Origin of the sequence: Marinomonas sp. THO17, assembly GCF_040436405.1 — a bacterium.
Classification (GTDB): Bacteria; Pseudomonadota; Gammaproteobacteria; order Pseudomonadales; family Marinomonadaceae; genus Marinomonas.
On record NZ_AP031575.1, the window covers coordinates 1,711,691 to 1,737,119 of the forward strand.

General features: G+C 41.9%; 25 protein-coding genes, 5 tRNA genes and 1 rRNA gene. 16 read left to right on the forward strand and 15 right to left on the reverse strand.

Translation table 11 applies throughout. The annotated features are described in order from the left end of the window. Positions 1 to 6: 6 nt before the first annotated feature. A complete protein-coding gene (locus ABXS85_RS08065) occupies positions 7 to 192 on the reverse strand; it encodes a hypothetical protein (protein WP_353669526.1) in 186 nt (61 codons plus the stop codon). 91 nt (positions 193 to 283) lie between these two features. On the opposite strand from ABXS85_RS08065, the gene yaaA reads away from it, so the two are divergent. Next, the gene (yaaA, locus tag ABXS85_RS08070) at positions 284 to 1,066 is read left to right on the forward strand and encodes a peroxide stress protein YaaA (protein ID WP_353669527.1); all 783 of its coding nucleotides are present in this window, start codon (positions 284 to 286) and stop codon (positions 1,064 to 1,066) included. A gap of 52 nt (positions 1,067 to 1,118) precedes the next feature. Here the strand turns inward: yaaA and prmC are convergent, their stop codons facing one another. From prmC to hemA, 3 genes are read right to left on the reverse strand one after another with little or no spacing between them, the layout of a single operon-like run. Beyond that, on the reverse strand, positions 1,119 to 1,961 hold the full coding sequence (gene prmC, locus ABXS85_RS08075) for a peptide chain release factor N(5)-glutamine methyltransferase (RefSeq protein WP_353669528.1): 843 nt from the start codon (positions 1,959 to 1,961) through the stop codon (positions 1,119 to 1,121). Between the two features lie 7 nt (positions 1,962 to 1,968). Further along, positions 1,969 to 3,057, reverse strand: a complete 1,089-nt coding sequence (prfA, locus tag ABXS85_RS08080) for a peptide chain release factor 1 (RefSeq protein WP_353669529.1) — start codon at positions 3,055 to 3,057, stop codon at positions 1,969 to 1,971. Position 3,058: 1 nt separating this feature from the next. Next, positions 3,059 to 4,327 (reverse strand): glutamyl-tRNA reductase, encoded by a 1,269-nt coding sequence (hemA, locus tag ABXS85_RS08085; RefSeq protein ID WP_353669530.1) that lies wholly within the window; start codon positions 4,325 to 4,327, stop codon positions 3,059 to 3,061. A 251-nt stretch (positions 4,328 to 4,578) separates the two neighbouring features. On the opposite strand from hemA, the gene ABXS85_RS08090 reads away from it, so the two are divergent. The 13 genes from ABXS85_RS08090 to ABXS85_RS08150 all read left to right on the forward strand — a co-directional run bounded on the left by ABXS85_RS08090 (position 4,579) and on the right by ABXS85_RS08150 (position 12,404). Next, entirely contained in the window at positions 4,579 to 6,354 is a 1,776-nt protein-coding gene (locus ABXS85_RS08090) for a tetratricopeptide repeat protein (RefSeq protein WP_353669531.1), read from the forward strand. Next, positions 6,351 to 6,929, forward strand: coding sequence for a lipoprotein insertase outer membrane protein LolB (lolB, locus tag ABXS85_RS08095; RefSeq protein ID WP_353669532.1), 579 nt, complete (start codon positions 6,351 to 6,353; stop codon positions 6,927 to 6,929). The genes ABXS85_RS08090 and lolB overlap by 4 nt, the downstream gene beginning before the upstream one ends. 5 nt (positions 6,930 to 6,934) lie before the next feature. Beyond that, complete coding sequence (ispE, locus tag ABXS85_RS08100) at positions 6,935 to 7,792, forward strand: 4-(cytidine 5'-diphospho)-2-C-methyl-D-erythritol kinase (protein ID WP_353669766.1); 858 nt, start codon at positions 6,935 to 6,937, stop codon at positions 7,790 to 7,792. A gap of 60 nt (positions 7,793 to 7,852) precedes the next feature. After that, entirely contained in the window at positions 7,853 to 8,800 is a 948-nt protein-coding gene (locus ABXS85_RS08105) for a ribose-phosphate diphosphokinase (protein ID WP_353669533.1), read from the forward strand. Positions 8,801 to 8,869: 69 nt separating this feature from the next. Next, entirely contained in the window at positions 8,870 to 9,448 is a 579-nt protein-coding gene (locus tag ABXS85_RS08110; RefSeq protein WP_353669534.1) for a 50S ribosomal protein L25/general stress protein Ctc, read from the forward strand. Positions 9,449 to 9,465: 17 nt separating this feature from the next. Next, positions 9,466 to 10,050: an aminoacyl-tRNA hydrolase gene (pth, locus tag ABXS85_RS08115; protein WP_353669535.1), complete on the forward strand. Its 585-nt coding sequence runs from the start codon at positions 9,466 to 9,468 to the stop codon at positions 10,048 to 10,050. A gap of 25 nt (positions 10,051 to 10,075) precedes the next feature. Next, positions 10,076 to 11,167 (forward strand): redox-regulated ATPase YchF, encoded by a 1,092-nt coding sequence (gene ychF / locus ABXS85_RS08120; protein WP_353669536.1) that lies wholly within the window; start codon positions 10,076 to 10,078, stop codon positions 11,165 to 11,167. Positions 11,168 to 11,278: 111 nt separating this feature from the next. Next, a tRNA-Gln gene (locus ABXS85_RS08125) sits at positions 11,279 to 11,353 on the forward strand. Between the two features lie 10 nt (positions 11,354 to 11,363). Continuing rightward, positions 11,364 to 11,440: transfer RNA gene (locus ABXS85_RS08130), tRNA-Met, on the forward strand. Positions 11,441 to 11,453: 13 nt separating this feature from the next. Continuing rightward, positions 11,454 to 11,528 (forward strand) — tRNA-Gln (locus ABXS85_RS08135). Between the two features lie 11 nt (positions 11,529 to 11,539). Continuing rightward, a tRNA-Met gene (locus ABXS85_RS08140) sits at positions 11,540 to 11,616 on the forward strand. 11 nt (positions 11,617 to 11,627) lie between these two features. Then, positions 11,628 to 11,702 (forward strand) — tRNA-Gln (locus ABXS85_RS08145). Positions 11,703 to 11,804: 102 nt separating this feature from the next. Then, positions 11,805 to 12,404: a TIGR04219 family outer membrane beta-barrel protein gene (locus ABXS85_RS08150; protein ID WP_353669537.1), complete on the forward strand. Its 600-nt coding sequence runs from the start codon at positions 11,805 to 11,807 to the stop codon at positions 12,402 to 12,404. Between the two features lie 70 nt (positions 12,405 to 12,474). Here the strand turns inward: ABXS85_RS08150 and clpB are convergent, their stop codons facing one another. From clpB to rluD, 3 genes are all read right to left on the reverse strand, one after another. Continuing rightward, on the reverse strand, positions 12,475 to 15,054 hold the full coding sequence (gene clpB, locus ABXS85_RS08155; protein ID WP_353669538.1) for an ATP-dependent chaperone ClpB: 2,580 nt from the start codon (positions 15,052 to 15,054) through the stop codon (positions 12,475 to 12,477). A gap of 119 nt (positions 15,055 to 15,173) precedes the next feature. Then, on the reverse strand, positions 15,174 to 15,914 hold the full coding sequence (gene pgeF, locus ABXS85_RS08160) for a peptidoglycan editing factor PgeF (protein ID WP_353669539.1): 741 nt from the start codon (positions 15,912 to 15,914) through the stop codon (positions 15,174 to 15,176). 58 nt (positions 15,915 to 15,972) lie between these two features. Then, on the reverse strand, positions 15,973 to 16,956 hold the full coding sequence (gene rluD / locus ABXS85_RS08165; protein ID WP_353669540.1) for a 23S rRNA pseudouridine(1911/1915/1917) synthase RluD: 984 nt from the start codon (positions 16,954 to 16,956) through the stop codon (positions 15,973 to 15,975). Between the two features lie 160 nt (positions 16,957 to 17,116). Here rluD and ABXS85_RS08170 point away from each other — a divergent pair, with 160 nt between their 5' ends. Then, positions 17,117 to 17,959, forward strand: coding sequence for an outer membrane protein assembly factor BamD (locus ABXS85_RS08170; protein WP_353669541.1), 843 nt, complete (start codon positions 17,117 to 17,119; stop codon positions 17,957 to 17,959). Positions 17,960 to 17,977: 18 nt separating this feature from the next. Here ABXS85_RS08170 and ABXS85_RS08175 read toward each other — a convergent pair whose 3' ends face one another. Next, positions 17,978 to 18,643 (reverse strand): glutathione S-transferase, encoded by a 666-nt coding sequence (locus tag ABXS85_RS08175; RefSeq protein ID WP_353669542.1) that lies wholly within the window; start codon positions 18,641 to 18,643, stop codon positions 17,978 to 17,980. Between the two features lie 101 nt (positions 18,644 to 18,744). Further along, positions 18,745 to 18,957: a cold-shock protein gene (locus ABXS85_RS08180; RefSeq protein WP_353669543.1), complete on the reverse strand. Its 213-nt coding sequence runs from the start codon at positions 18,955 to 18,957 to the stop codon at positions 18,745 to 18,747. A 549-nt stretch (positions 18,958 to 19,506) separates the two neighbouring features. On the opposite strand from ABXS85_RS08180, the gene ABXS85_RS08185 reads away from it, so the two are divergent. Then, complete coding sequence (locus ABXS85_RS08185) at positions 19,507 to 19,965, forward strand: tRNA-uridine aminocarboxypropyltransferase (RefSeq protein ID WP_353669544.1); 459 nt, start codon at positions 19,507 to 19,509, stop codon at positions 19,963 to 19,965. Here the strand turns inward: ABXS85_RS08185 and ABXS85_RS08190 are convergent. The 6 genes from ABXS85_RS08190 to rrf form a co-directional block, all read right to left on the reverse strand. Next, entirely contained in the window at positions 19,955 to 20,662 is a 708-nt protein-coding gene (locus tag ABXS85_RS08190) for a fumarylacetoacetate hydrolase family protein (protein ID WP_353669545.1), read from the reverse strand. The two genes, ABXS85_RS08185 and ABXS85_RS08190, sit on opposite strands and share 11 nt — an antisense overlap. 16 nt (positions 20,663 to 20,678) lie before the next feature. Continuing rightward, the gene (locus ABXS85_RS08195) at positions 20,679 to 21,314 is read right to left on the reverse strand and encodes a cupin domain-containing protein (protein WP_353669546.1); all 636 of its coding nucleotides are present in this window, start codon (positions 21,312 to 21,314) and stop codon (positions 20,679 to 20,681) included. Positions 21,315 to 21,590: 276 nt separating this feature from the next. Beyond that, a complete protein-coding gene (locus ABXS85_RS08200) occupies positions 21,591 to 22,541 on the reverse strand; it encodes a porin (RefSeq protein ID WP_353669547.1) in 951 nt (316 codons plus the stop codon). 377 nt (positions 22,542 to 22,918) lie between these two features. Next, the gene (locus tag ABXS85_RS08205; RefSeq protein WP_353669548.1) at positions 22,919 to 23,464 is read right to left on the reverse strand and encodes a DUF2058 domain-containing protein; all 546 of its coding nucleotides are present in this window, start codon (positions 23,462 to 23,464) and stop codon (positions 22,919 to 22,921) included. Positions 23,465 to 23,583: 119 nt separating this feature from the next. Further along, a complete protein-coding gene (locus ABXS85_RS08210; RefSeq protein WP_013795215.1) occupies positions 23,584 to 23,793 on the reverse strand; it encodes a cold-shock protein in 210 nt (69 codons plus the stop codon). A 1,511-nt stretch (positions 23,794 to 25,304) separates the two neighbouring features. Continuing rightward, positions 25,305 to 25,419 (reverse strand): 5S ribosomal RNA (gene rrf, locus ABXS85_RS08215). Positions 25,420 to 25,429: the final 10 nt, after the last annotated feature.

Genomic DNA, 25,429 nt, shown 5'->3' on the forward strand with positions numbered 1-25,429 from the left:
TTGACGCTATTTTTTCGAGCCACAATAGAATTTATTATTTTCTGGTAACTCAGCCATTTCCAATGGCCAACCCTGTCGTGCTTGATCAAATTTGGCCCGTAGGGCAATCAACTCAGCCTGCTTTTCAGCAGTCAAACGGGCTTCCTTCCTTCGTTGATTTACTTTGGGAAACAATATCAGATTATCCTTCATAAATTATCTCTATTAATACATTGTCTGGATATCTATCGACACTCTATGGATAATCTTTAGCATACGCAAACACAACGCAAATGAGCAGACTATGAAATTTTTAATCTCACCAGCAAAAACACTGGATCTAACATCAACGCCAAGTTCTGATGAGTTCAGCGTGCCTGAATTAACGCAGGAATCTAAATTACTGATCAAACAATTACAAGACTATACACCAGCTGACATTGCCAGTCTTATGAAATTAAGCGACAAATTGTCCACATTAAACGTGTCTCGTTACCAAGCATGGCAAGAAGAACATAACCCGGACAACAGTCGTCCTGCCGTTTTCACCTTTATGGGAGATGTCTACACTGGATTGGATGCCTATTCATTAAGTCAAGATGACTTACAATATGCTCAGCAAAATCTGCGCATCCTAAGCGGCTTGTACGGTGTTTTAAAACCACTGGACCTGATGCAAGCCTACCGTCTTGAAATGGGCACTAAACTCAACAATGATCGTGGTAGTAATCTATATCAGTTCTGGGGAGACATTATCGTCGACAAACTAAATGACGAATTAACCAATGACGAGCTGTTGGTGAATCTTGCTTCCAATGAGTATTTCAAAGCGGTAAACAAAAAGAAATTAACGGCACGTTTGATCAGCCCAAACTTCTTGGACGAGAAAAATGGACAATTTAAAGTCATCAGTTTCTATGCCAAAAAAGCACGTGGTCTGATGGCACGTTACCTGATCGAAAATCGCTGCCAGACTGAGCAAGAATTAATCCAATTCGATGTGGCGGGTTACCGTTACGATGCCGAGCGCTCAACTGCGAATGAACCTGTCTTTATTCGACCAGAAAGTGCCCAACCGAAAAAATAGTCATTCCTAAAAACAAAAACGGAGCTTATTTCATTGCTCCGTTTTTGTTTCATTAAAAAGGTTTTCGTCCCATAGTGACTCTGTCATTGCCCCCAAAATCCTGTACGCTTTTCACACCAATGAACCCAGCACCCAACAGACAATCACGAACCGCTTGCGCTTGATCAAAACCATGTTCAAACATAAGAAAGCCACCCGCTAGAAGAAACCACTGAGCTTGCTTAACAATATGCTCAATATCTGCCATGCCCTTGTTATCTGCAACCAAGGCTGTTTTAGGTTCGAACCGAACGTCTCCTTGAGAAAGGTGCTGATCTTCAAGATCGATATAGGGCGGATTAGATACAATCAGATCATACCTACTGTCTTTTGGTATTTGTTCAAACCAGCTACTTTGCAAAAATTGAACATTATCAATGCCATTAGTCAGGGCGTTCTGCTGAGCTAAGGTAACTGCTTCAGCAATCACATCCACCCCTGTCACCTTTGCTTCGGGGCATTCTTTTGCTAAAGCCAAGGCAATCGCTCCCGTTCCTGTTCCTAAGTCCAAAACCTTTGCTTGAACTTTATCCGCTAACACCACTAATGCTTGCTCAACCAAGCATTCCGTGTCGGCTCGCGGAATCAAGGTACAAGGCGCAACCGCCAACTCCAGTGACCAGAAAGCTTGCTTACCCATGATATAAGCAATGGGCTCACCCAACTCGCGTCGTTTAAGCAAGATATCAAACTCTGCTAATTCTTGATCTGTAAGTGTTTTCTCCGGCCAAGAATAAAAATATGCAGTGGTGACATTGAGCACATGCCCTAACAATAATTGGGCATCCAACAAGGCCGTGTCGGACATAAAACGAAGGCGCTCAGAGGCGCCTTGCAGGGATTCATCTATGCGCATAGGCAAATCAATTATCACCGCTTAGTGTGGCAAGCTGTTCTGCTTGGAACTCGTTTACCAAAGGGTTAACCAACACATCCAAATCCCCGGTAACAATTTCATCCAACTTGTATAAAGTCAGGTTAATACGGTGATCTGTAACACGCCCTTGAGGATAGTTGTAGGTACGGATACGTTCCGAACGATCACCACTGCCTACCAGAGATTTGCGCGCTTCGGATTGTTCACTGGCGGCTTTTTCTTGTTCTGCTGCCAACAATCGAGATGCCAACAGAGACATGGCCTTGGCACGGTTTTTATGTTGCGAACGCTCATCCTGACATTCAACGACCACGCCAGTTGGAATATGCGTAATACGAATCGCCGAATCGGTTTTGTTAACGTGCTGACCACCCGCGCCTGACGCTCGAAAGGTATCAATACGCAAGTCTGCTTTATTAATATCAATGGCTTCCACTTCATCCATTTCCGGCATGATAGCAACCGTACAAGCTGAGGTATGAATACGACCTTGTGACTCTGTGGCAGGCACACGCTGTACACGATGTGCGCCAGATTCAAACTTTAATTTAGAGTATGCGCCATCACCCACAATTCGTGCGATGATTTCTTTATAACCACCGTGTTCACCTTCGCTAGCACTGACAATTTCCACTTTCCAACGTTGGGTTTCTGCGTACCGTGAATACATACGAAATAAGTCACCAGAAAAAATAGAAGCTTCATCCCCACCCGTTCCAGCACGAACTTCTAAGAAAACATTACGAGAATCATTTGGGTCTTTTGGCAGCAATAGCTTCTGCAGGGTGAGTTGCAATTCTTCTTGTTGCTCTTGACCCGCCTTCATTTCTTCCACACCCATTTCTTTAATATCCGGATCCGAATCCGTCATCATGAGCTCCGCTTCTTCAATGTTTTCCAACACTTGTTGGTATTCATTGAAACATTTCACTACTGGCTCAAGTTCTGCGTATTCTTTTGAATATGCACGAAACAAATCCTGATCCATGATCACATCTGCTTCACTTAGCAAGGCTGCTAATTCTTCGTAACGTTCTGCCAAACTTTCTAATTTTAATTTAATCGATTCTTTCATTTTAATTATCTTTATCTTCATTTATGCCGAGTACATTCGCGGCAATCGTTAAGGCTTCTTGATCCGCTTCACTGCCTGCTTCACGCAAATATTGCGTGGGAGCATGAATCAATTTATTCATTAAACCGTGGGCCAGTTTGTTAAGTACTTGTTCTGATGCTTGTCCACTTTGCAAACTTTTCAATGCTTTCTCCAATTCTGTTTGCTTAATGCTCTCTGCAGATTGGCGGTAATTCACAATGAGATCAGAGACTTTACGTGATTCTAGTGTTTTGCGATAAGCGTCTACACCTTCGTCAATTAAAGCTTCCGCAGCTCTAGCTGCTTCTTGTCTGGCGCGAACATTTTCCTCAATGACCGAATGAAGGTCGTCTACCGTATATAAATAAGCATCAGAGACGTCTTCTACTTCGGGTTCGATGTCTCTTGGAACAGCAATATCCACTAGCAACATGGGCGAATGTCGACGTCGTGCTGTCGCTCTCTCTACCATGCCTTTACCAATAATGGGCAACTGACTGGCGGTGGATGATATAACGATATCGGCCTGTGGCAAATAGTCACCAAGATCTCCGAGCATAATGGCTTCCGCCTTCAGCTCACTTGCCAATGTTTGCGCTCTGGCTAAGGTACGGTTGGCAACGATAATACGCTTCACGCCATTTTCTTTCAGATGTCTCGCCACCAACTCAATGGTTTGTCCAGCCCCTATCAGCAACGCAGTACTACGACGAATATCAGCAAAGATACGTTGCGCCAAACTGACTGCAGCAAAAGCAATGGAAACAGGGTTTTCACCGATGGCTGTGTCTGTACGAACGCGCTTTGCTACTGAAAAAGTACGTTGAAATAAGGATTCTAACTCAGGCCCAATGCAATCTCCTTCCTGGGAAACCGCATATGCTGACTTTACCTGTCCTAAAATCTGCGGTTCTCCCAATATAAGAGAATCTAATCCAGAAGCCACGCGCATAATGTGTCGCACACTATCATCGGCAATGTGGGTGTAGCAATACTGCTTCAACTCTTCTAATTCAATACCATGATACTGTCCCAACCAAGCGATTACTTGATCAATTTTATGCAGATCTTCTACTGAACAATACAATTCAGTGCGATTACAAGTAGAGACAATTATGGCTTCTTGCGCGCGTTGATCGGTTACCAAAGAAGATAAAGCTTCAATCATTTTTTCTGGCGCAAACGCCACCTGCTCGCGAATCGCAATTGGAGCAGTTTTATGATTGACACCCACAGTAATTAGCGGCATTCAGGACTCTTCTCAAAAAATCGAGATATTAAGGTAATGATAGGACAAAACCGTCTCTACGTGACTCTTTACATAAAGAAGACGCATTATACGAGAAATTCGCTTTTTTGCGCACCCCATAAAGTCAATAAAAGTAATAGGATTAGTCTATTGTGATATAAGTTTTGTCGGCAATGCTGGCACAAAGGACTGACTTTCCACGCAACCAAGGATACCATAAGCCATCTATGATTATTTTATTTAGAAGTTTTATGCTGTTGGACCAACGAAAATCCATTCGCCTCGCGAGTTTGCTCAATGGCAACCAGTTGCGAGTTTGGCTGACATTCATCTGCTTGCCTTTATTGGTCGCGTGCAGCACGATAAAACCCGAACAACAAAGCCTTACTATAGAAAACCAAGCACAACCACTGGTCGCACAAGACGCAAAACAAATCAGTGCTTTACTGAATGCCGAATTCAAACTGCAACGAGAAGGGCCAAATAAAGCTTTTGACGATTTCTATGTTTTGGCACAACAAACCCAAGACCTCGAGCTTATTAAGCGCCTAACCAACATTGCAGTCGCTTCGCGTAATAAGGTTTACATTGAACAAAGTACAAACCTCTGGCTGGCTGTCGAACCCACCTCAGAACAAGCTTATGCTTTGGCTTTGCAAGTATATACACAAGGCAACAGACCATCCGATATTGCTCAATTAATTGATCAAGCCATGAGCCATCAAGTGTCTCTGCAATTTTTGCCTGTCTATCTGGATGATAATGTGCGCAACAGTCAATTGATTACGACATTGGAAAGAGGTATTTCTCAAAGTTCACCGGCTAGCCAGCAAGATCAATACGTTTGCCTCAGTATGGCACACATCAAACTGTTGAGTGGCGACTATCAAGCAGCTAAATCCTTAGCTCAAGCTTTACTTATGGATAAACAAGCCGACAACAGCCAGGCTGTGTACCTCATTCTTGCCTACAGTGAAAAGAACCTAGAACAGCTTGATGAGGCTATTAGTACTTTACAGACAGCGTCGAAACGCTTCCCACAAAGTCCTAATATTCTCTCGCAATTACTTGATTTTTTATTGCTAGCCGGGCGGACAGATGCGGCGTTTAAACTTTATCAAACAGCCGAGATTGAGCATACAGAAGGCATTCAAGTTGGCTTAAACTTTGCGCGTTCCTTAATGGAATTAGATCAAGCACAACCTGCTTTTGAAGTACTCAATGCATTACCATTGCAAGCACAGGCTTATACTAACCAAATTCTCTATCTAAAAGCTTTGTCTTTAGCGGAACTAAATCGTATCAATGATGCTGTATCGACTATGACTCAAGTACATGGTGCATTACAAGACAGTGCGACCAATCAATTAGCATTGTGGTTCTATCAGCTAGGAAAACAAGATACCATTAATGAAATGGTACTTGAGCGGACTCACCGAGAAAATATTCCAGAACAAGTTGCCACCATCAGTCAATTGCATCAAGAAAAAGGGCATCCGAAGTTGGCTTATGCCTTGCTGACCGAGGCTGTCGAAGCATTTCCAGAGTCCGATACTTTACGCTATCAAAAAGCCTTGATTGCGGACTCCTTAAACGCATGGCAAGTTACACTAAATGAATTGCAATTACTGGCTGACAAGCACCCACAAAATGCACAGTATCTGAATGCCCTTGGATACACCTTGTTAACTCGAACAAAACAACTTGATCTGGCCATGCAATATATTGAAAAAGCTTATTCTCTTTCCGATCAAGATCCAGCCATCATTGACAGTTTGGGTTGGGGAATGTTTCTAAAAGGTGAATACGAGCAATCTTCGTATTATCTTGAGAAAGCTTGGTCCCTCCTACAAGATGCAGAAATAGCCGCGCACTATGGCGAATCCTTATGGCAACAAAAACATTACGAACAAGCCATTAGGATATGGCGAACCGCTTTACAAGAATCGCCCACGTCACCCATACTTTTAGACACCATCAAGCGATTATCCCCTTCATTGCTTGAAAAACAGGATACAACGTCATGATGCACCGCGTTACTAGCCTTATTATCCTTGCTCTTGTTTTAGCCGCTTGCAGTTCCCAACCAAGAGGCCCTGTTACGCCACCACCAGAAAGCGCTCTTGCTATCAGTCAATGGGAAACCTCAGGGAGAGTTGGTATTCGTACACCAGACGATGCCATTTCAGGAAACTTTACTTGGCAGCACACCCCAGAAACCTACACATTAAATATCGTTGGCCCTTTCGGACAAGGTGCTACCAAACTTTCCAAAGACGTTTCACAGCAAATAACTTTATCTTATGAAGATAAAACCTTAGTAGGTAAGGATGCCAGACAGTTACTGTATCAGGAACTTGGCTGGGATTTCCCTGTGGAGCAGGTAAATTATTGGATTCGCGGCCTAGCTTCCCCAAATACTAAGGCTACCGTTGTGCTTGAAGATGACTCATTGCGTCCCACCTCCATCAAACAAGATGGTTGGCTAGTAAATTATCGTCGCTACACCCAAGTAGATGGATTGGATCTACCGCAAAGAATACAAGTCAGCAAACCACCCTTTAAAGTGAATCTCATCATTAATCAATGGACCATCCAATAAGCATGATGCAACTTCCCTCACCGGCAAAATTAAATTTGTTTTTGCACATCACAGGTCAACGCTCAGACGGCTATCATGAATTACAGACTGTATTTCAATTCATTGACCTCTGCGACACCTTAGAGTTTCAACTGACGCAAGATAAACAAATCCATATCTCTCCAGATATTGATGGTGTTGCGACTCATGACAATCTCATTTTTAAAGCCGCTGAAAAATTACTCAAATTTCGTCAAGATGCGATGATGGGTGTCCACATAAAATTGGATAAGCGTCTTCCTATGGGCGGTGGAATTGGTGGTGGCAGCTCCAACGCTGCCACCACCTTATTAGCTTTAAATCACTTATGGCAGTGTGACTTGAGTCTGCCACAATTGGCTGATATCGGGCTGCAATTGGGCGCGGATGTGCCCGTCTTTGTGATGGGTTTTTCCGCTTTTGCTGAAGGCGTTGGTGAACGCCTGCAAGAAGTAAAACCAGATACCTCCTATTATTTACTTTTAAAACCCAATTGCCATGTGGCAACTGGTCAAATTTTTACCGATAAACATTTGACAAGAGACACCCCTCCCATCAAAATATCGCACGCCTTGAAGCTGGGTGGGCATAATGACTGTTTGGACATAGTTAGAAAGCATAATCCCGAAGTCAATGATGCGTATTTATGGCTGAAAAACCATGGCGATGCAAAGTTAACTGGGACTGGGGCCTGTCTCTTTATAGCCTTTAAAAATCAGCAAGATGCCGAGCGAGTAAAACGATCCGTACCATCTAAATGGCAAGCTTGGGTTTGTCGAGGGTGTAATGTTTCTCCGACTCATGAAGCGCTAAACCAGTGGATAAAGCAACACAAAGTCAAATGATGGCTGATCATTTGCCTTGCCAGTCTATTAGATCGCTATGAAAAACAAAGGGTATACAAAGTGTCCAAGTTAATGGTTTTTACCGGTAACGCTAATCCTGAACTCGCTCGCAGGGTGGTGCGCCGCCTAGGACTTCCGATCGGTAATGCAACCGTTGGTAAGTTTAGCGACGGTGAGATTACGGTTGAGATCAATGAAAATGTGCGTGGTAAAGACGTTTTTATTATTCAGTCTACCTGCGCACCAAGTAATGACAATCTAATGGAACTGATTGTAATGGCAGACGCTCTGCGCCGAGCTTCTGCGACTCGAGTCACTGCAGTTATTCCTTATTTTGGATACGCTCGACAAGACCGTCGAGTTCGCTCGGCACGAGTACCTATTACAGCGAAAGTAGTAGCGGATATGATTTCAGCAGTGGGAATCAATCGAGTGCTAACAGTGGATTTGCACGCGGACCAAATTCAAGGATTTTTCGATATTCCTGTGGACAATGTGTATGCCACACCATTATTGCTGGATGATTTGCAAAGACAAGGCCATGAAAACATTACCGTTGTCTCACCTGATGTAGGTGGTGTTGTTAGAGCGCGAGCCTTTGCAAAGCTGCTTGAAGATGCAGATTTAGCCATTATAGATAAACGCCGCCCGCGTGCCAACGAAGCACAAATCATGCATTTGATTGGTGACGTTGAAGGCAAAACTTGTGTTTTGGTGGATGACATGTGTGATACAGGTGGAACCTTGTGCGCCGCCGCTAAAGCTCTGAAAGAACATGGGGCTGCTAAAGTATTGGCTTACTGTACACACCCAGTATTATCTGGCAAAGCCATTGAGAACATTAAAAATTCTGTGCTTGATGAATTGGTTGTCACAGACACCATTCCATTAACACAAGAGGCGCTTAACTGCCCTCAAATTCGCCAATTGTCGATGTCTGACATTTTGGCCGAGGCTGTTCGTCGCGTTTGCAACGAAGAGTCAATCAGTGCCATGTTTGGGGCCTAAACCAAACACTAACGCTCGGGACGGGTCGCAGTTCTGGGCATTCATTTTGATCATTACTAGGAAAAAATCATGTCATTATCTATTAATGCCGTAGCACGTTCTGAAGAAGGTAAAGGTGCGAGCCGCCGCCTTCGTAACCAAGGTCTAGTGCCTGCCGTTATCTACGGTGGCGATGCTGAACCAACTTCTGTTTCTTTCAAAAACAACGAACTATTGAAAGCCGTTACTACTGATGGCTTCCTAACTTCTGTTGTTGAAGTAAGTCTAGATGGTAAAGCACAAAAAGTACTTGTTAAAGCACTTCAACGTCACCCAGCAACTGGCGATGTTATGCACATAGATCTACTACGTGTAAAAGAAGATAAAGCGATCACAACTCGTGTTCCTTTAAACTTCATCAATGCTGCTAAAAGTGATGGTGTTGCTAAGCAAGGTGGTCGCTTGACCATCGAATCTAAGCTAGCAGAAGTACGTTGTCTACCAGCTAACCTTCCAGAAGTATTGACAGTTGACACTGCCAACGGTCAACTAGGCGATATCTTCCACCTATCTGACGTTATCATTCCTGAAGGCGTTGAGTTGGTTGCTTTGCTAAAAGGCGAAGACCACAACCAACCTATCGCTCGTATCGGTAAGGCGAAACGTTAAGCATTGAAGGCAGTATTGTGACAGGTTTCAAACTATTAGTCGGCCTAGGTAATCCGGGTAGCGAATACGAAAACACTCGTCACAATGCTGGTGCTCAATGGATTGAGGCACTGGCTCGTCAGAGTCAGTGCCTTCTTCGTTCTGAAAAGAAGTTTTTTGGCCACTTCGGTAAAGTTTCTATAGCTGGTGAAGAATGTTATCTACTGATTCCCACCACCTATATGAATTTAAGCGGCAAAGCCGTTCAGGCTGTGTGCCAGTTTTATAAAATCCCTCCTGAACAAGTATTGGTCATTCACGATGAATTAGACATTCCGCCAGGTACTGCCAAATTAAAAAAAGGTGGCGGTCATGGCGGCCACAATGGTTTAAAAGACATCATTGCAAAACTCAGTAACAATCGTGAATTTGGCCGCTTACGCATTGGCATAGGTCATCCGGGTCATGCCAGTCAGGTAGCAAATTACGTTCTCAAAAAAGCGGCGCCACAAGAGTACGCTAAAATAGAACAAACCATTGACGAATCATTGCGCTACGTAGAAGACATAGTAATGGGTAATCTCAATCCTGTTATGAACCAACTGCATAGCTTCAAGGCATAATCACTTATTTATTAGGAATTTCATTATGGGCTTTAATTGCGGCATCGTTGGTCTACCTAACGTTGGTAAATCTACCCTTTTCAATGCTTTGACAAAGGCTGGCATTGGCGCTGAAAACTTCCCTTTCTGTACCATAGAACCTAACGCAGGCGTCGTGGCAATGCCAGATCCTCGTCTTGATGCTTTAGCAGAAATCGTGAAGCCAGAAAAAGTGTTAGCAACCACTATGGAGTTTGTTGATATTGCAGGTCTTGTTGAAGGAGCCTCTAAAGGTGAAGGTTTAGGCAATAAGTTTCTAGCCAATATTCGTGAAACGGATGCCATTGCCCATGTTGTGCGCTGCTTCGAAGACGATAACGTCATTCACGTTGCTAACCAAGTCAACCCTAAAGCTGACATTGAAGTCATTAACCTTGAATTGATTTTCGCCGACCTTGAGTCCATCGAGAAGCAAATTCTTCGTACCGCAAAAAATGCCAAAAGCGGCAATAAAGAAGCCATTGCTCACAAGGCGTTTCTTGAGACAGTAAAACAACATCTTGAAAATGGAAAGCCTGTCCGCACTATGGCTTTGACGGACGACCAAGCAAAAGAAATCAAACAACTGCATTTGTTGACCACTAAGCCTACCATGTACATTGCCAACGTGTCAGAAGATGGCTTTGATAACAACCCACATTTAGATGTTGTCAAAGAAATTGCTGCTGCAGAAGGCGCCATGGTGGTTCCAATCTGTAATCAACTAGAAGCAGAAATCTCTGAACTTGACGCGGAAGAGATGCAAGACTTCCTAGCTGAAATGGGCATGGAAGAACCTGGTCTAGACCGTGTTATTCGCGCTGGATACGAACTACTGGGCTTACAAACCTACTTCACTGCAGGTGTAAAAGAGGTACGCGCTTGGACAGTAAAACAAAGTGCTACCGCTCCTCAAGCAGCTGGTGTTATCCACACTGACTTTGAAAAAGGTTTCATCCGTGCAGAGGTTGTAAGCTACCAAGATTTTATTCAATACAAAGGGGAAAGTGGCGCTAAAGAAGCCGGTAAATGGCGACTTGAAGGCAAGGAGTATATTGTTAAAGATGGCGATGTGATGCATTTCCGTTTCAATGTTTGATAATTTGCAAAACATGTAAGAAAACACTTGACCCATGAAAGGGTTATATGAATAATATCGCGCCACAGAGACAGAGTATGTACTTCAAATTTCTGTTTTTGTGTTGTCTGTTGGGGTATAGCCAAGCGGTAAGGCAACGGGTTTTGATCCCGTCATGCGTTGGTTCGAATCCAGCTACCCCAGCCAACAGACAAATGGCTATGTAGCTCAGTTGGTTAGAGCACATCACTCATAATGATGGGGTCACTAGTTCGAATCTAGTCATAGCCACCACCTTTCAGAGTATTGGGGTATAGCCAAGCGGTAAGGCAACGGGTTTTGATCCCGTCATGCGTTGGTTCGAATCCAGCTACCCCAGCCACTCTCCTCAAAGGCTATGTAGCTCAGTTGGTTAGAGCACATCACTCATAATGATGGGGTCACTAGTTCGAATCTAGTCATAGCCACCAGGGCATAATATTGGGGTATAGCCAAGCGGTAAGGCAACGGGTTTTGATCCCGTCATGCGTTGGTTCGAATCCAGCTACCCCAGCCACCTTAATCAGCCATACACAAACAGTGCCATTTTTTACTGGATTTTACCTCACTAAAATTTATAATTAGTTAAAACTATCAACCAAGATATGGATTACTGATTATGAAAAATGCACTTTTACTCTCTACTGCTTTATTAGCAAGTGCTGCACAAGCCGACGTGCTTGGATTAACCGCTGAAGTGGGTACCTTTCTTACTGATGATGCGGATGATTCCAATTCATATTTTGGTGTTGCTTTTGAGCATCCTATTCCATTGATTCCTAACCTTAGAATTCAGAATCAAAGTTTAGAAGGAAGATTTAGCGGTACAAAAATAGATTCTTCCTACAACGATTACACACTGTATTACGAACTTTTGGATGGCCTACTTTGGTTAGATCTAGATGCCGGTATCACCTTAAGAAGTATTGATGGCTCAGTTGGTGCTGCCAATATAAGTGATTCATACCCTCTTACCTATGTGTCTGCATATGTTAGTTTTCCAGGCACTAACCTTTCTATTGGTGGTGAGTTTAAAAATGGTGGTGGCAGTGATGCAGACATTACTGATACAACATTCAAAATCAAATACCAAGCACTTTATTTTGCAGGCTTAGAAGCGGGATACCGTAATGTAGAAGAAGACATCGACGACATTGATGGTTCTGCATTTGACGTTGAATTCAAAGGCGCCTTTATTGGTGCTTTCCTAGATTTCTAATATATTCTATTTATAAAAAAATCCCCGACTCCTTAAGGCGTCGGGGATTTTTTATGACCAACCTAAAGCATCAAGCCCTGCAAAACACAATATTCTCATCTTTCACATCAGCATTAATATGGTCTCCTGCAACAAAGTTTGCAGCCAACAACTCATTTGCTAATGGGTTTTCAATCCACTGTTGAATAGCTCGCTTAAGAGGCCGTGCCCCATATACTGGATCATAACCAACTTCAGCTAGACGCTCTTGAGCTGCTTCGGTCAAGGTTAAGTTCATCCCCATGTCAGCTAATCTTTCATTCAAATGCATTAACTGAATAGCAGCAATTCCCTTGATCTGAGAACGCATCAATGGGTGGAACACTACAGTTTCGTCAATACGGTTTATAAACTCTGGTCGGAAATGCGTTCCTACCACAGACATTACCTTAGCCTTAATCGCCTCGTATTCATCATCAGATTGGTATTCTTGAATCAAATCCGACCCTAAATTAGACGTCATCACAATCACTGTGTTTCTAAAGTCTACCGTTCTACCTTGGCCGTCAGTTAAACGTCCATCATCCAATACCTGTAATAAAATATTAAAGACATCAGGGTGCGCTTTCTCCACTTCATCCAATAATAAAACGGAATAAGGTCGACGCCTAACCGCTTCGGTTAAATAGCCGCCCTCTTCATAACCCACGTACCCCGGCGGAGCACCAATTAGACGTGCAACTGAATGCTTTTCCATAAACTCAGACATATCAACACGCACCATCGCCTGCTCAGTATCAAACAGAAATTTAGCAAGCGACTTACACAACTCTGTTTTCCCAACACCAGTGGGCCCCAAGAAAAGAAAAGAGCCATTGGGTTTATTTGGATCAGCCAAACCAGAACGAGAACGCCTAACCGCATGAGAAACGGCCGACACTGCTTCGTTTTGTCCCATAACAGACTCATGCAAAGCGCTTTCCATACGCAACAGCTTATCGCGTTCGCCTTCCAGCATCTTATCTACTGGAATCCCTGTCCATCGAGACACCACAGTGGCAATTTCCTCTTCAGATACGTGTTTTTTCAACAATCTCGTTTCTGTGCTTTCTTCTTCATTACCAACCTTCTCGATTTCCGCCTCTAACATAGGAATCACACCATATTGCAGTTCCGACATTTTGGCTAAGTTACCATTCCGTCTGGCTTCTTCCATTTCATGGCGCACATTTTCTAACTCTTCTTTTAGCTTTTGCGTGCCTTGAACTGTCGCTTTTTCCGCATTCCAAATCTCTTCAAGATCAGAGAACTCCTTTTGTAAGCGATCAATTTCACTGTTTAATTCCTCAAGGCGCATTTTAGAGGCTTTATCTTTTTCCTTTTTCAGTGCTTCTTTTTCTATTTTGAATTGAATCAGTTTACGTTCTAAACGATCCATATCTTCTGGCTTAGAGTCCATTTCCATGCGTATACGACTGGCTGCCTCATCGATTAGGTCAATGGCTTTATCAGGTAACTGTCTATCCGTAATATAACGTTGCGACAATTTTGCCGCAGCGATGATAGCAGAGTCGGTAATATCAACGCCGTGGTGCACTTCATAACGCTCCTTCAGACCACGTAAAATGGCAATCGAATCCAGTACACTCGGTTCATCCACCAAAACTTTTTGGAAGCGCCTTTCTAAAGCAGCGTCTTTTTCAATGAATTGACGGTATTCATCCAAGGTCGTCGCCCCAACACAATGTAACTCACCACGAGCCAACGCTGGCTTCAACATATTACCTGCATCCATAGAACCTTCTGATTTACCAGCACCTACCATGGTATGAATCTCATCGATAAACAGAATGATTTGCCCTTCTTGCTTAGACAACTCGCTCAGTAGTGCTTTTAACCTTTCTTCAAATTCTCCTCGGTATTTGGCACCTGCAATTAAGGCTCCCATATCCAATGACAACACACGCTTATTTTTCAACCCTTCCGGCACTTCACCGTTAATAATTCGCTGCGCCAATCCTTCCACAATCGCAGTCTTACCAACACCAGGCTCACCAATCAGTACGGGGTTATTTTTGCGACGACGCTGTAATACTTGAATGGTTCGACGAATTTCATCATCACGCCCAATGACAGGATCCAAACGACCTTCTGCTGCTCTGGCTGTTAGATCTACCGTGTATTTATCCAATGCCTGACGACTTTCTTCTGCATCAGGGTCATTCACCGATGCTCCACCACGAATACTGTCTATCACACTAATAATATCGGCTTTGGTCACTCCAGTACTTTTCAGTTTTTTAGCTAGATCATCTTTGCCTTCAAACATCGCCAACAAAACTAACTCTGAAGAGATATATTGATCTTTACGCTTTTGCGCTTCTTTATCCGCGAGATTCAATAAACGCCCCAATTCAGGAGACATTTGTACATTACCATCATGATCTTGAATTTTTGGCAAACGATTCAGCAATTCATCTAAGCCATCACGAAACTTAGCAACAGGAATACCTGCTTGCTGAAGAATTGGACGAACACCCCCACCCTGCTGATCTATCAAAGCAATCATTAAATGTAACGGCTCAATGTATGAGTGATCTTGTCCTAGTGCAACTGACTGGGCATCTGAAAGAGCCAGTTGCAATTTACTTGTTAACCTATCTATACGCATAATCTGACATCCTTTAAAAAAAATAAGGTCAAACATCAATTAATGACTTTATGGTTATCAAAAAATACTTTTCAAGATACTAACTGTCATTTTTTTGACACCCATCAAAAAAATGCGTTTTAATCCTCTTCAAACCAAATAACAGAAGCCATTCGGCCCGTTACACCATCCCGACGATAGGAGAAAAACTCTTCTTCGTCACTAAAGGTACAATAATCACCACCATAAACCTGCAACACTCCATAGGCAGACAACCTTTGCTTAGCTAATAAGTAGATGTCCGCCAGCCATTTACCATTTTCACCTTGTCTAAAAGCAGTCTTTGCCAGACTATCTTTCTCACAAAATGCATTGTATACATCTTGACCTACTTCAAACGCTTGTGGACCTATCGCCGGTCCTAACCAAGCTATTATGCGATGGGGTGAAGAAAAATATTTCAGACAGGATTCAATAACACCTTCACATAAACCACGCCACCCCGCATGCACTACTGCAACTTCCTGTGCCTGTGGGTCACATAAAAACACCGGCAAACAATCTGCTGTCAGTACGGCACACACTTGCTCCACCTGACAGCTAAAAGCAGCGTCTGCGGATTCAACGACATCTGTAAGAGGTAGCTTAACAACATTCGTACCATGTACCTGATTAAGCCAAATCACAGTATCTGGCATAGATATTTGCTCAGCAAATATTTGACGATTACGGGCAACTAAAGCAACATCATCACCAACATGATTCCCTAAATTTAGAGAAAGGTACGGCGCAGCACTATTGCCACCATGACGAGTTGAAACATAAGCTTTGATTGAGGCAGGAACGGGCCAGTTTGGCGTAATCAAATCAATTGTCGACATATTTTACAACCTATTGTGTCATAACAAAAAAGCAGCCTAAGCTGCTTTTTTTGTATCCCTAAAAATACTCTGAGTCATCACTACCAGACGCTTGCATATCCTGTTTGAGAACCTCGAGCAATTGCTGCATATCCTCGGGCAAATCGACTTCCCATTCCATCCACTCACCAGTGGATGGATGCGCTAATTCCAATTTTTTAGCGTGTAAAGCCTGTCGACGGAAGTTACGTAATGCCTCCTGCAACTCTGGCGAGCAAGCCTTTGGCATTTTGAGACGACCACCATATTGTGGGTCACCAACTAATGGATATTGAATGTGTGCCATGTGCACTCGAATCTGATGTGTTCTGCCCGTCTCTAATTTAAGACGAATATGTGTATGGTTTTTATAACGCTGAACCAAACGATAATGTGTCACGGCTTCTTTACCATTAATAGGCTCAACCGCTTGCTTTTGACGATTGTGCGGATGACGGCCAATTGGCTCATCCACAACACCGCCACCCGTCATTACTCCAATGCTAATAGCTTCATACTCTCGCCCCATACTGCGTTCCTGCAATTGGGCGACCAAATCGGTTTGAGCTGCTAGGGTTTTCGCAACCACCATCAAACCAGTGGTTTCCTTGTCCAGACGATGTACAATTCCTGCTCGCGGAACATGTGCTGTTTCTGGAGCATAATGCAAAATTGCATTCATCAAGGTACCATCACGATTACCAACCGCTGGATGCACTACCAAACCAGCAGGTTTATTAATGATCATTATGTCTTCGTCTTCATAAACAATGTTCAAATCCATTTGTTGCGCTTGATGCTCTTCTTGCGCTTCAATCTCAACATTTAAACTGACGGTTTCACCACCAAACAACTTCTCTTTGGCTTTCATAGACTTACCATCTACTTGGATCACACCTTCTTTGATCCAGGCTTGAATTCGCGAACGCGAATAATCACTGAATAACTCCGTGGCGATTTGATCCAAACGGTTTCCTCCCAAGTCAAACGGAACTTGGGCTTCTTTTACTATACGCTCTGCCATACAATACACTTTGACTCATTAATTTCAGCACTCGCTTTTGTCAGCATGACGTCTGAAAGTGAATAAAAATGTGTAGCATCTTGCACCAAGTTAGGTTTCGCAATATAACGCTATAAACGCCAACCAAGGCCAATTAACTACATCAAGGTTTTGATTATACATGGGATTTTACCACTCATTACGCCGCTTTACAGGAATACTCTGTTTTTCTTTTTTGATCGTTGCTTGCTCCAGCCAGAAAGTTCAAGAGCCCGATTTACCAGAACGCGTTTATTACGATAAAGCGCAACAAGCCTTATCGGAAGACTTACCGTCAACAGCGATTAAGCATCTTAAAGATCTTGACTCCCGCTATCCGTTTGGCAAATTTAGTACTCGAGCAGAACTGGATTTAATATATGCACAGGTGGAAGCTGGAGAATACATTGCAGCTCATGCTACTGCTGAACGCTTTATTAAAAATCATCCTGATAATGATGCTATTGATTACGCTTATTACATGCGCGCACTGTCCACTTACAAAGGTGCAGAAAGCTTATTATCTCGCTACCTTGGTCTAGACCCAAGTGAACGTGACTCAAAGGAGCTAACCAAAGCGTTCCAAGAGTTGGCAGATTTCACCTCACGCTTCCCTGATAGCCAATATGCCCCAGATGCCAAAGCCAGAATGTACTTCTTACGAGAGATGGTCGCTCGTCACGAGCTTCAGGTAGCCCATTATTATCTCAAACGCAAAGCACCGATATCTGCTCTGCGTCGAGGACAAGAAGTATTACAGCATTATCCAAGTACCAATTCCGTTGAAGAAGCCTTAGCAATCACAATCCAGTCATATCAAGATCTAAATCAGGAGAAGTTAGCAAATCTAAACCTTGAGGTATTAAAAGCTAACTTCCCCAACTCAAATTATATTAACCAAGATGGAAACTTTAGAAGATTTAAATTAACAAATGATGCTGATCCTGGTTTTTGGTACTGGGTTTCATTTGGTCTAATTGATTAATATAATGTGATATATGCCTCATTGGCAAAATGGAAACACCAATTCTTTTTGTCCATTTTGCCAAAATGGCAATTTTCGCATTACTTCATCTTTAAAAAATATATCTTCAATGAATGAATCAAGCCATTTTTTCACGCATTTGTAATCTGAATCCGCAAACCAAACTCTATTTACTAAAGAAAACTGCCTAATAAAAGGAAATATTGCAATATCCGCCAAACTGATTTTATTAGATAAAATATAGTTTGATTGACTTAACCGACTGTTCAGTCGTCGTAAAAATATTTCGGCCTTATTACGATAAAATATCTCATCCATCTCAGGATAACGATCTGCGTATTTATAACGATCAAGCCAGTATTTAAATCGTCCATCATTATATTTTACCCAAGCTAGAATCCGAGCTCGTTCACGCTGTGCCTTTGGCCATAACTGGTCTGCAAGCTCTTTTTTCTCTGAGCGAATAATAGCCCACTGCATAATATCCCAGCTTTCTGACAATCTATTACCCTTCTCATCAAGCCACTGCGGAACCGTACTAGGGCCACCAAGTGCCAGTAAAGCTTCAGGTTTTGCTTTCAAACTGACTTCTCGTAGTCTCACCTGACAAGCCAATAAGGCTATGGTATACCTCGCTCTAATCGCATAAGGACAACGTCTAAAGCTATATAAATAGGGTAACAAAAACTTTCTCTCCTAAAATAAAAAACCACCTTGCCTAAACTGTCTATTTAGACAACTTAGGCAAGATGGTTTGGTGTTTCTATAATGACAAGTTATGTCAATTATACAATCGTTACGTTTTCTGCTTGAGGGCCCTTTTGACCTTGAGTTACCTCAAAAGTTACTTGCTGTCCTTCAAGCAAAGTTCTACGACCCGTTCCATTGATTGCTCGAAAATGAACAAACACATCAGAACCACCTTCACGTTCAATAAAACCAAAACCCTTTTCGTCGTTAAACCATTTAACAACGCCAGAAACTAACTGATCTGACATAATAACCTCGTTATTATAAATATTTCCATAAAATTTAATTACTTCAAATTTAAGAAGCAACTTAATGTTAAGCTTACATAAGATAATGTTAATCTTAATAAATTTAACAATAGCCAGATAATATGATTTCAGTAGAAAAATATAAAGGGAATAACACATAAGTATTGTTAAAAAAAGTAAACAAAAATTACATTCATCTTTACAAACAATCAGTTCTCTCTCTTTTTAATATTAATTTTCATAGGAAAATGATCCTTTATCCATGAATACACCTATCCCATGAGCATCTGCTCTTTGCCTAATTACTTAATTCACTACAGCCGCGTTTAGATAGAAAAATCATTTAGATCCTAACCAAAAGTAGAATGCGCTTGTCTAAAACAATCTCATTAATTCATTTCCCTTAATACCACCACACTCTTTACCGAGCCTACTAGTTTTCTCTATCATCAATAATCTAAGCACGCACTTCTAGCAACTCGTCAGACTCCCACTTCAAGACGCTTTATACCGTCATCAAACATGACTATACTTTTGGGATTTGGAATCATGATGAAAGTATGGCTTGTGACACATTCAGAAGAACTCAAAAAATCAACAGGAACAGGTAGGTTAGTAAAATCAGCGCTGAAAGAAGAATGTGAAATAATTGAATGGTCTCGTGTTGAGCCTAATCCAACACTGCTGGCATTAGATCCGCAGCAGACCATACTGGTTTATCCAAACCAAGGAAAGCAGATTGTCAATCTTGAGAATGACGCTTATATAAAAAATATCATTCTTATTGATGGGACCTGGCAGCAAGCAAAAAAAATGTACAATCACTCACCCTATTTACAGCATTTCTCACATCTGACGATTGAAGGCATACAGTCGACCTATCGGAAGCGTCGTAATCAAAAGTCCACTGGGCTATGTACTGCTGAGAGTGTAATTTATCTGCTGGAAAAGTTTAAACACCCTGCAAAAATATCATTGCAGACAATGTATGATAATTTTAATCAATAACCTTTACTTTTATACTCCCTAGTCCATCAATCCAAGCATGCATTTCATCACCTACTACTACTGAGCCGACATTTTCTGGTGTTCCCGTCATAATCAGATCTCCAGGTCGCAACTCATATACCTCTGAAAGTTTACAAATGACTTCTTCAATTGACCAAGTTAGATGCGCAAGCGTACTCAGTTGTTTTGTCTGGCCATTTACTTGAAGGCCAATTTCTGTACCTTTCATTTTTTCATTTAAAGGATCATTCGATAATAGGATTGGACTGATTGGAGCCGATTGTTCAAAAGACTTTCCAACTTCCCATGGACGACCTTTTTTCTTTGCCTGAGATTGCAAATCTCGACGTGTCATATCCAAACCAACGGCATAACCTAAAATAGCTTCACGCGCTTGTTGTATGCTCAAGTTCACACCACCTTTTCCAAGGGCCACCACAAGCTCGACCTCATATTCAAGCTGAGAGGTAGCTAAAGGGTAATGGATAGCAACAGACTGGAAAAAATCAACACACACCAAATCGCTTGGGTCTTTCTTAAAAAAGAAAGGTGGATCACGATCAGGATCATCTCCCATTTCTCTGGCATGCGCGGCATAGTTCCTTCCGACACAAAATACCCGACTTACGGGAAAAAGGCGGTCATCACCCTCAATCGGTAAAGTAACCACTTGTTGAAGAGGAATTATAAATGCCATGTATTTACCTTATTATTTAAAAGTGACCTGTTTTCAACCAAATAAAACACTTATCCATCACTTGCCAAGATGACAATGAAAAATTAGGATCGCGCAACCAATGGCCCGATGTAAGAGAATGACCTTGATAACGGGCCTCCCCAGAGAGCAAAAGTATCTCTACTGAACTTGATAAAGATAAATCTGGAAACATATGCGCTTGATCCATTCGAACTAAGTAAACCCTCTCCTCATCGAATTGATATAGAGGCAATATTTGAGCGTCTTTAGACTGCCATATTGATGAGGTATCGATACTTATCTGATTTAAGTCTTGTAATTGAAACTGATGTAATTTGACTAACAACAAACAACCATCGTGGCTATGTGGTGCGTGACTGGTTCCTGGAGGATTTCGAAAATAAGTGCCTTCATGATAATCACCCGTTTCATCCGAAAAGGTGCCTTCTAGAACCAAAATTTCTTCACCTAATGGATGAGGATGAGGACGAAATACTGAGCCAGGTTGATACTGCACTATACTGGTCGCATGCCCTCTTTCTGCTTCTTCACGAGCAAGCGGTTTACGAAACACTCCTGTCATAGGGCTGCCAATCCACTCAACATTATCGGTATCGATCAAGACCGCTTGTGAGAAATCCATATTAAGCATACACAACAACCAATTGCATAAAATAAAATCAGTGTAACGGCTAGCTCAAATTTCAATCAAGCTAAAAAGCTCATATTGGTGTTATTGATTACCATAACAAGATAATAACAGGCATAAAAAAGGCACCAAATGTTTCCACTTGGTGCCAAAAGAGTTCCAATAATCCGCCTACAAGAGAAGAAACATGGAACCTTGAATGATCGTACTTAACATAAGGTTCCAACCCAGCAGAGAATTGAAACCTTAGAGTAAATAAAATCAATCCATTAGATGATTTTAGAAACCGTAGTAAACACCAACAGCAGTTTGCGTATCTGTGTCGCTGTTGTTAGCATTTTCAAAGCTACCAACTTCGCCGTACACGTAAACATTCGAAGCTAGGCTATATGTAACACCAGCACCATATTCGTTGTAGTCATCACCGTCTTCAGGAGAAATAGTTTGCGCAGAAGCGTAAATATCACCAGCACCATAACCATAGCGTGCAGCTAGACCAACGATGTCTTGAAAATCGTCTGTAGTCTCATATTTTGCAGTTACATTTAGATTATCAGCAATTGCATAGCCCACTGACAAACCAGTAGTGTCCGCATCACCTTGATAATTATTTAAATCATCGTAACCAACAGCAAAAGATAAAGGACCAGAGGTATACTTAACTACGGCTGTAACAGCATTGCCGTCTTCAAGAGTAACGGTTTGACCATCAATATCAGTTGTTTCAGGATTATCAGCACTTTCAGCATCGCCCTTTACCTGAGTAGATACTTGTACTTCCAAACCGTTCATTGAAGGAGAAAAATAGGCAATCGTATCGCCTTCTACTGTTGTGGTCGTAGATCTAAAACCTAGGTTCTCAAACTGATCTACAGAATCTTGGATTGCATTGTTGTAGATGCTATCAAACGAGCCTACTTGTATCTTACCAAAACCGCCTTTAAGACCAACAAAAGCTTGATCAAGCCCGATACTCACATCACTTGATTTTTCATCTGCATCGGCTTCAAGCTCATATTTGAAGAAAGCAGTTAGATCTTGGTCAATTTGTGTTTCACCTTTGAAACCAAAAGTAGAGCCATTGTCTCCAAAAGCATCACCAGAATCTGAATCTGTGTACGCATACTGAATGTTACCGTATGCATCAAAAGTTGATCCCTCTGCCGCTTGAGCGGAAACAGAAGCAAGGGCTGCACTGGATACAGCAATAGCAATAATCGATTTTTTCATTCTCGTTTTCCCTTAAATGTGTACAAAGTTTCTTGTAGGCGCTTGATACATGCAAGCAACATCAAAACAATCTAAACACTATTCAAAAATAAACAATATAGAGAAATATAATTGCATCAGCTATCCATATAACATGCAATATTGATGAGAATTTAGAGAAAAAATGAACTTACAATTTCACAGGAATATCTTCTTATCTCTTAGATTTCGGTATGTTAAAAAAATTATAACGATATAATTGCAATAAATGAGGAAAAGCAAATCTAGTACATATGAAATTTAGCGAAAGAAAATTGTAAAACTGAATAGAATTAAGAAGAAAAATAGCAATGGTTTTTATAAAAAAGGGGCTTTATAAGAATTAAGCCCCTTCATTATTACCACATTAAATCATCTGGTATCTTAAAATCGGCATAAGGATCATCTTCTTCACTTTCTTCATGCCGATTGTTACAAACCAAAATATAGCTAGTATCTCGCTCACTGATTTTGTTAGCCACAGGCTCAGGAATAATTTCATACTCGCCATCTAAGAGTACTATGGCCAAACGACCATCACTCAAATCTTTATGCATCTGATTACTGATGTACAACTTCTTTACCTTTTTGTCATCGGTAAAATGATACGCTATGTCGCCATCTTCTTTAACAATACGATTCTGAATTATCATCTGGCGAATTTGCCCTTGTACCGCCTTCCATTCAAGCTCTTGTTGTCGTTCTAGGTTTAACTGGCGATCTTTTTCTGCCTTTTGTTGCTTTTGCAAAATAAGATCAGCTTGTCTTTTCTCTTGATCTGCATTATCTGCTTTGCCATTTTTAACTTTCTGTTTATGTTGTAGCTTTTCGGCTTTTATCTTTTTTGCTTTTTTCTTGTCAACTAAACCAGCACCAAGCAATTGCTCTTGAAGAGACTTAGCCATCACAACCTCCATACAAAAAAATACGACTATCTTCAGAAATACACAAAAACAAAAAAAGCGACTCGAAAGCCGCTTTTACAATCACTAAGAGATCAAATCTCCTAAACGAAACCCTTATCTTATAGAGGTGTTACGTTTTGAGCTTCAGGGCCTTTTTTGCCTTGAGCTACTTGGAATTCTACTTTTTGACCTTCAGCCAAAGTCTTGAAACCAGAGCTGTTGATTGCAGAGAAGTGAACGAAAACATCAGGACCTTGATCCTGAGTAATGAAACCGAAACCTTTAGTTTCGTTAAAGAATTTTACTGTACCAGTAACTACGTCAGACATGACTGTTTATCCTGTGGGTTAAGTTAATTTACACGGAAGAATTCCGATTTAGTGCTAAAAAAACTCGGTATTACTTATGACTTAACAGGACCGAACATACTCACGTAACATTCGCAACTCTGGACATAAATATTGCCAACTCTTTTAAACGATCTTGATTGTAGACCCCTTACATCATTAGGGTCAATCACCAATTGAACAATTTTGATTCAAATTGTAAACAGAGTGCACTTGATTGATGCAATTATAGCCACTAATAAAAAACTAGTTTTAAATAACAGCGACCAAAAACCTAATGAATATATGGAAACACGGAACTTCCCGCCGCATCCATGCGGCTATTATTCATCCTAGAGGTAGACAGAGCCCCCATCCTAGGGGCTTTAGGCATTCCATTGCCCTCTGTCTAAAAAACATACTATCGTTTAGAAAAATAAATTGCACGCTTTTTTTACAAGTTTTTGTACTCATTTATAAATAACAATAATTTGAGAACACTATCAAAAAATATTCTATAAGACCGCACATCCCTAACTAGCGCTTTTATAGCATCATAAACTTAGTTCTGAATGATAAGACTTGTTGGGGAGTGAAGATTGCTTGGCCAGATACTTGTCCCATCTCAGGGCTCAGATCCCTTTTGCACTTAAAAGGTAGTAACGAGCTAGATGCCAAGACAATAAAAAAGCCTACTCCGCTTTGTGGGTGGGCCTTTTTTAATTTAGAAGCTTGACGATGCTTATACCCATGCGATACGACCTATGCTTATCCCCTTGTGGGACTCTTATATACCCTTGGGGTACACATAGGATCTCCCAAACTACTATAGGCGATGGCGAACGCCTGTGGCGTATAAAGAGCCACTTCTGAGTTCGGGATAGGATCAGGTGGTTCAATCATACCCTTCATTCAGATCCAATGCAGCATGACTCGCTGACAACCACAGTGACACAAGGAATCTGCTTGGATCTGATTATGTGAATAAAGAAGGTTTGACTTTCTTACAGACGTAAAAAAGCCCCAACCGTTTCCGATCAGGGCTTTCTCTATGAGAAGCTTGACGATTATTGGTACGACCTACTCTCACATGGGATCTCCCAAACTACCATAGACATGGCGAGCGCCTGCGGCGAATAAAAAGCCACTTCTGAGTTCGGGATGGGATTAGGTGGTTCAATCATATCCTTCGTTCAGATCCAATGCAGCATGAGTCGCTGACGACGTCAGTAACGTAAGGCGTCGCGCTTGGATCGGATTATGATGTGAACAAGGAAGGTTTGGGTTTCTTTCAAACGAGACGACCTATATATGCCCTTTGGGTACAATGATCTGAAGCTTCGCTTCAGCCTGCTTCGCAGCGCCATTCGGCGTCCTGAGCTGGTTCCTTCGGAACATCGCTCAGTCACATGTATCCAAAGGTAGTAACAAGCTAGATGCCGTGGTTCACTCTTTAATTCAGGCAATAAAAAACCCCGCCCAGCTTCGCTGGACGAGGTTCTTTTCATTTAGAAGCTTGACGACGACCTACTCTCACATGGGATCTCCCACACTACCATCGGCGATGGCGCTTTTCACTTCTGAGTTCGGGATGGAATCAGGTGGTTCAACGCCTCTGTGATCGTCAAGCAAACGGGTT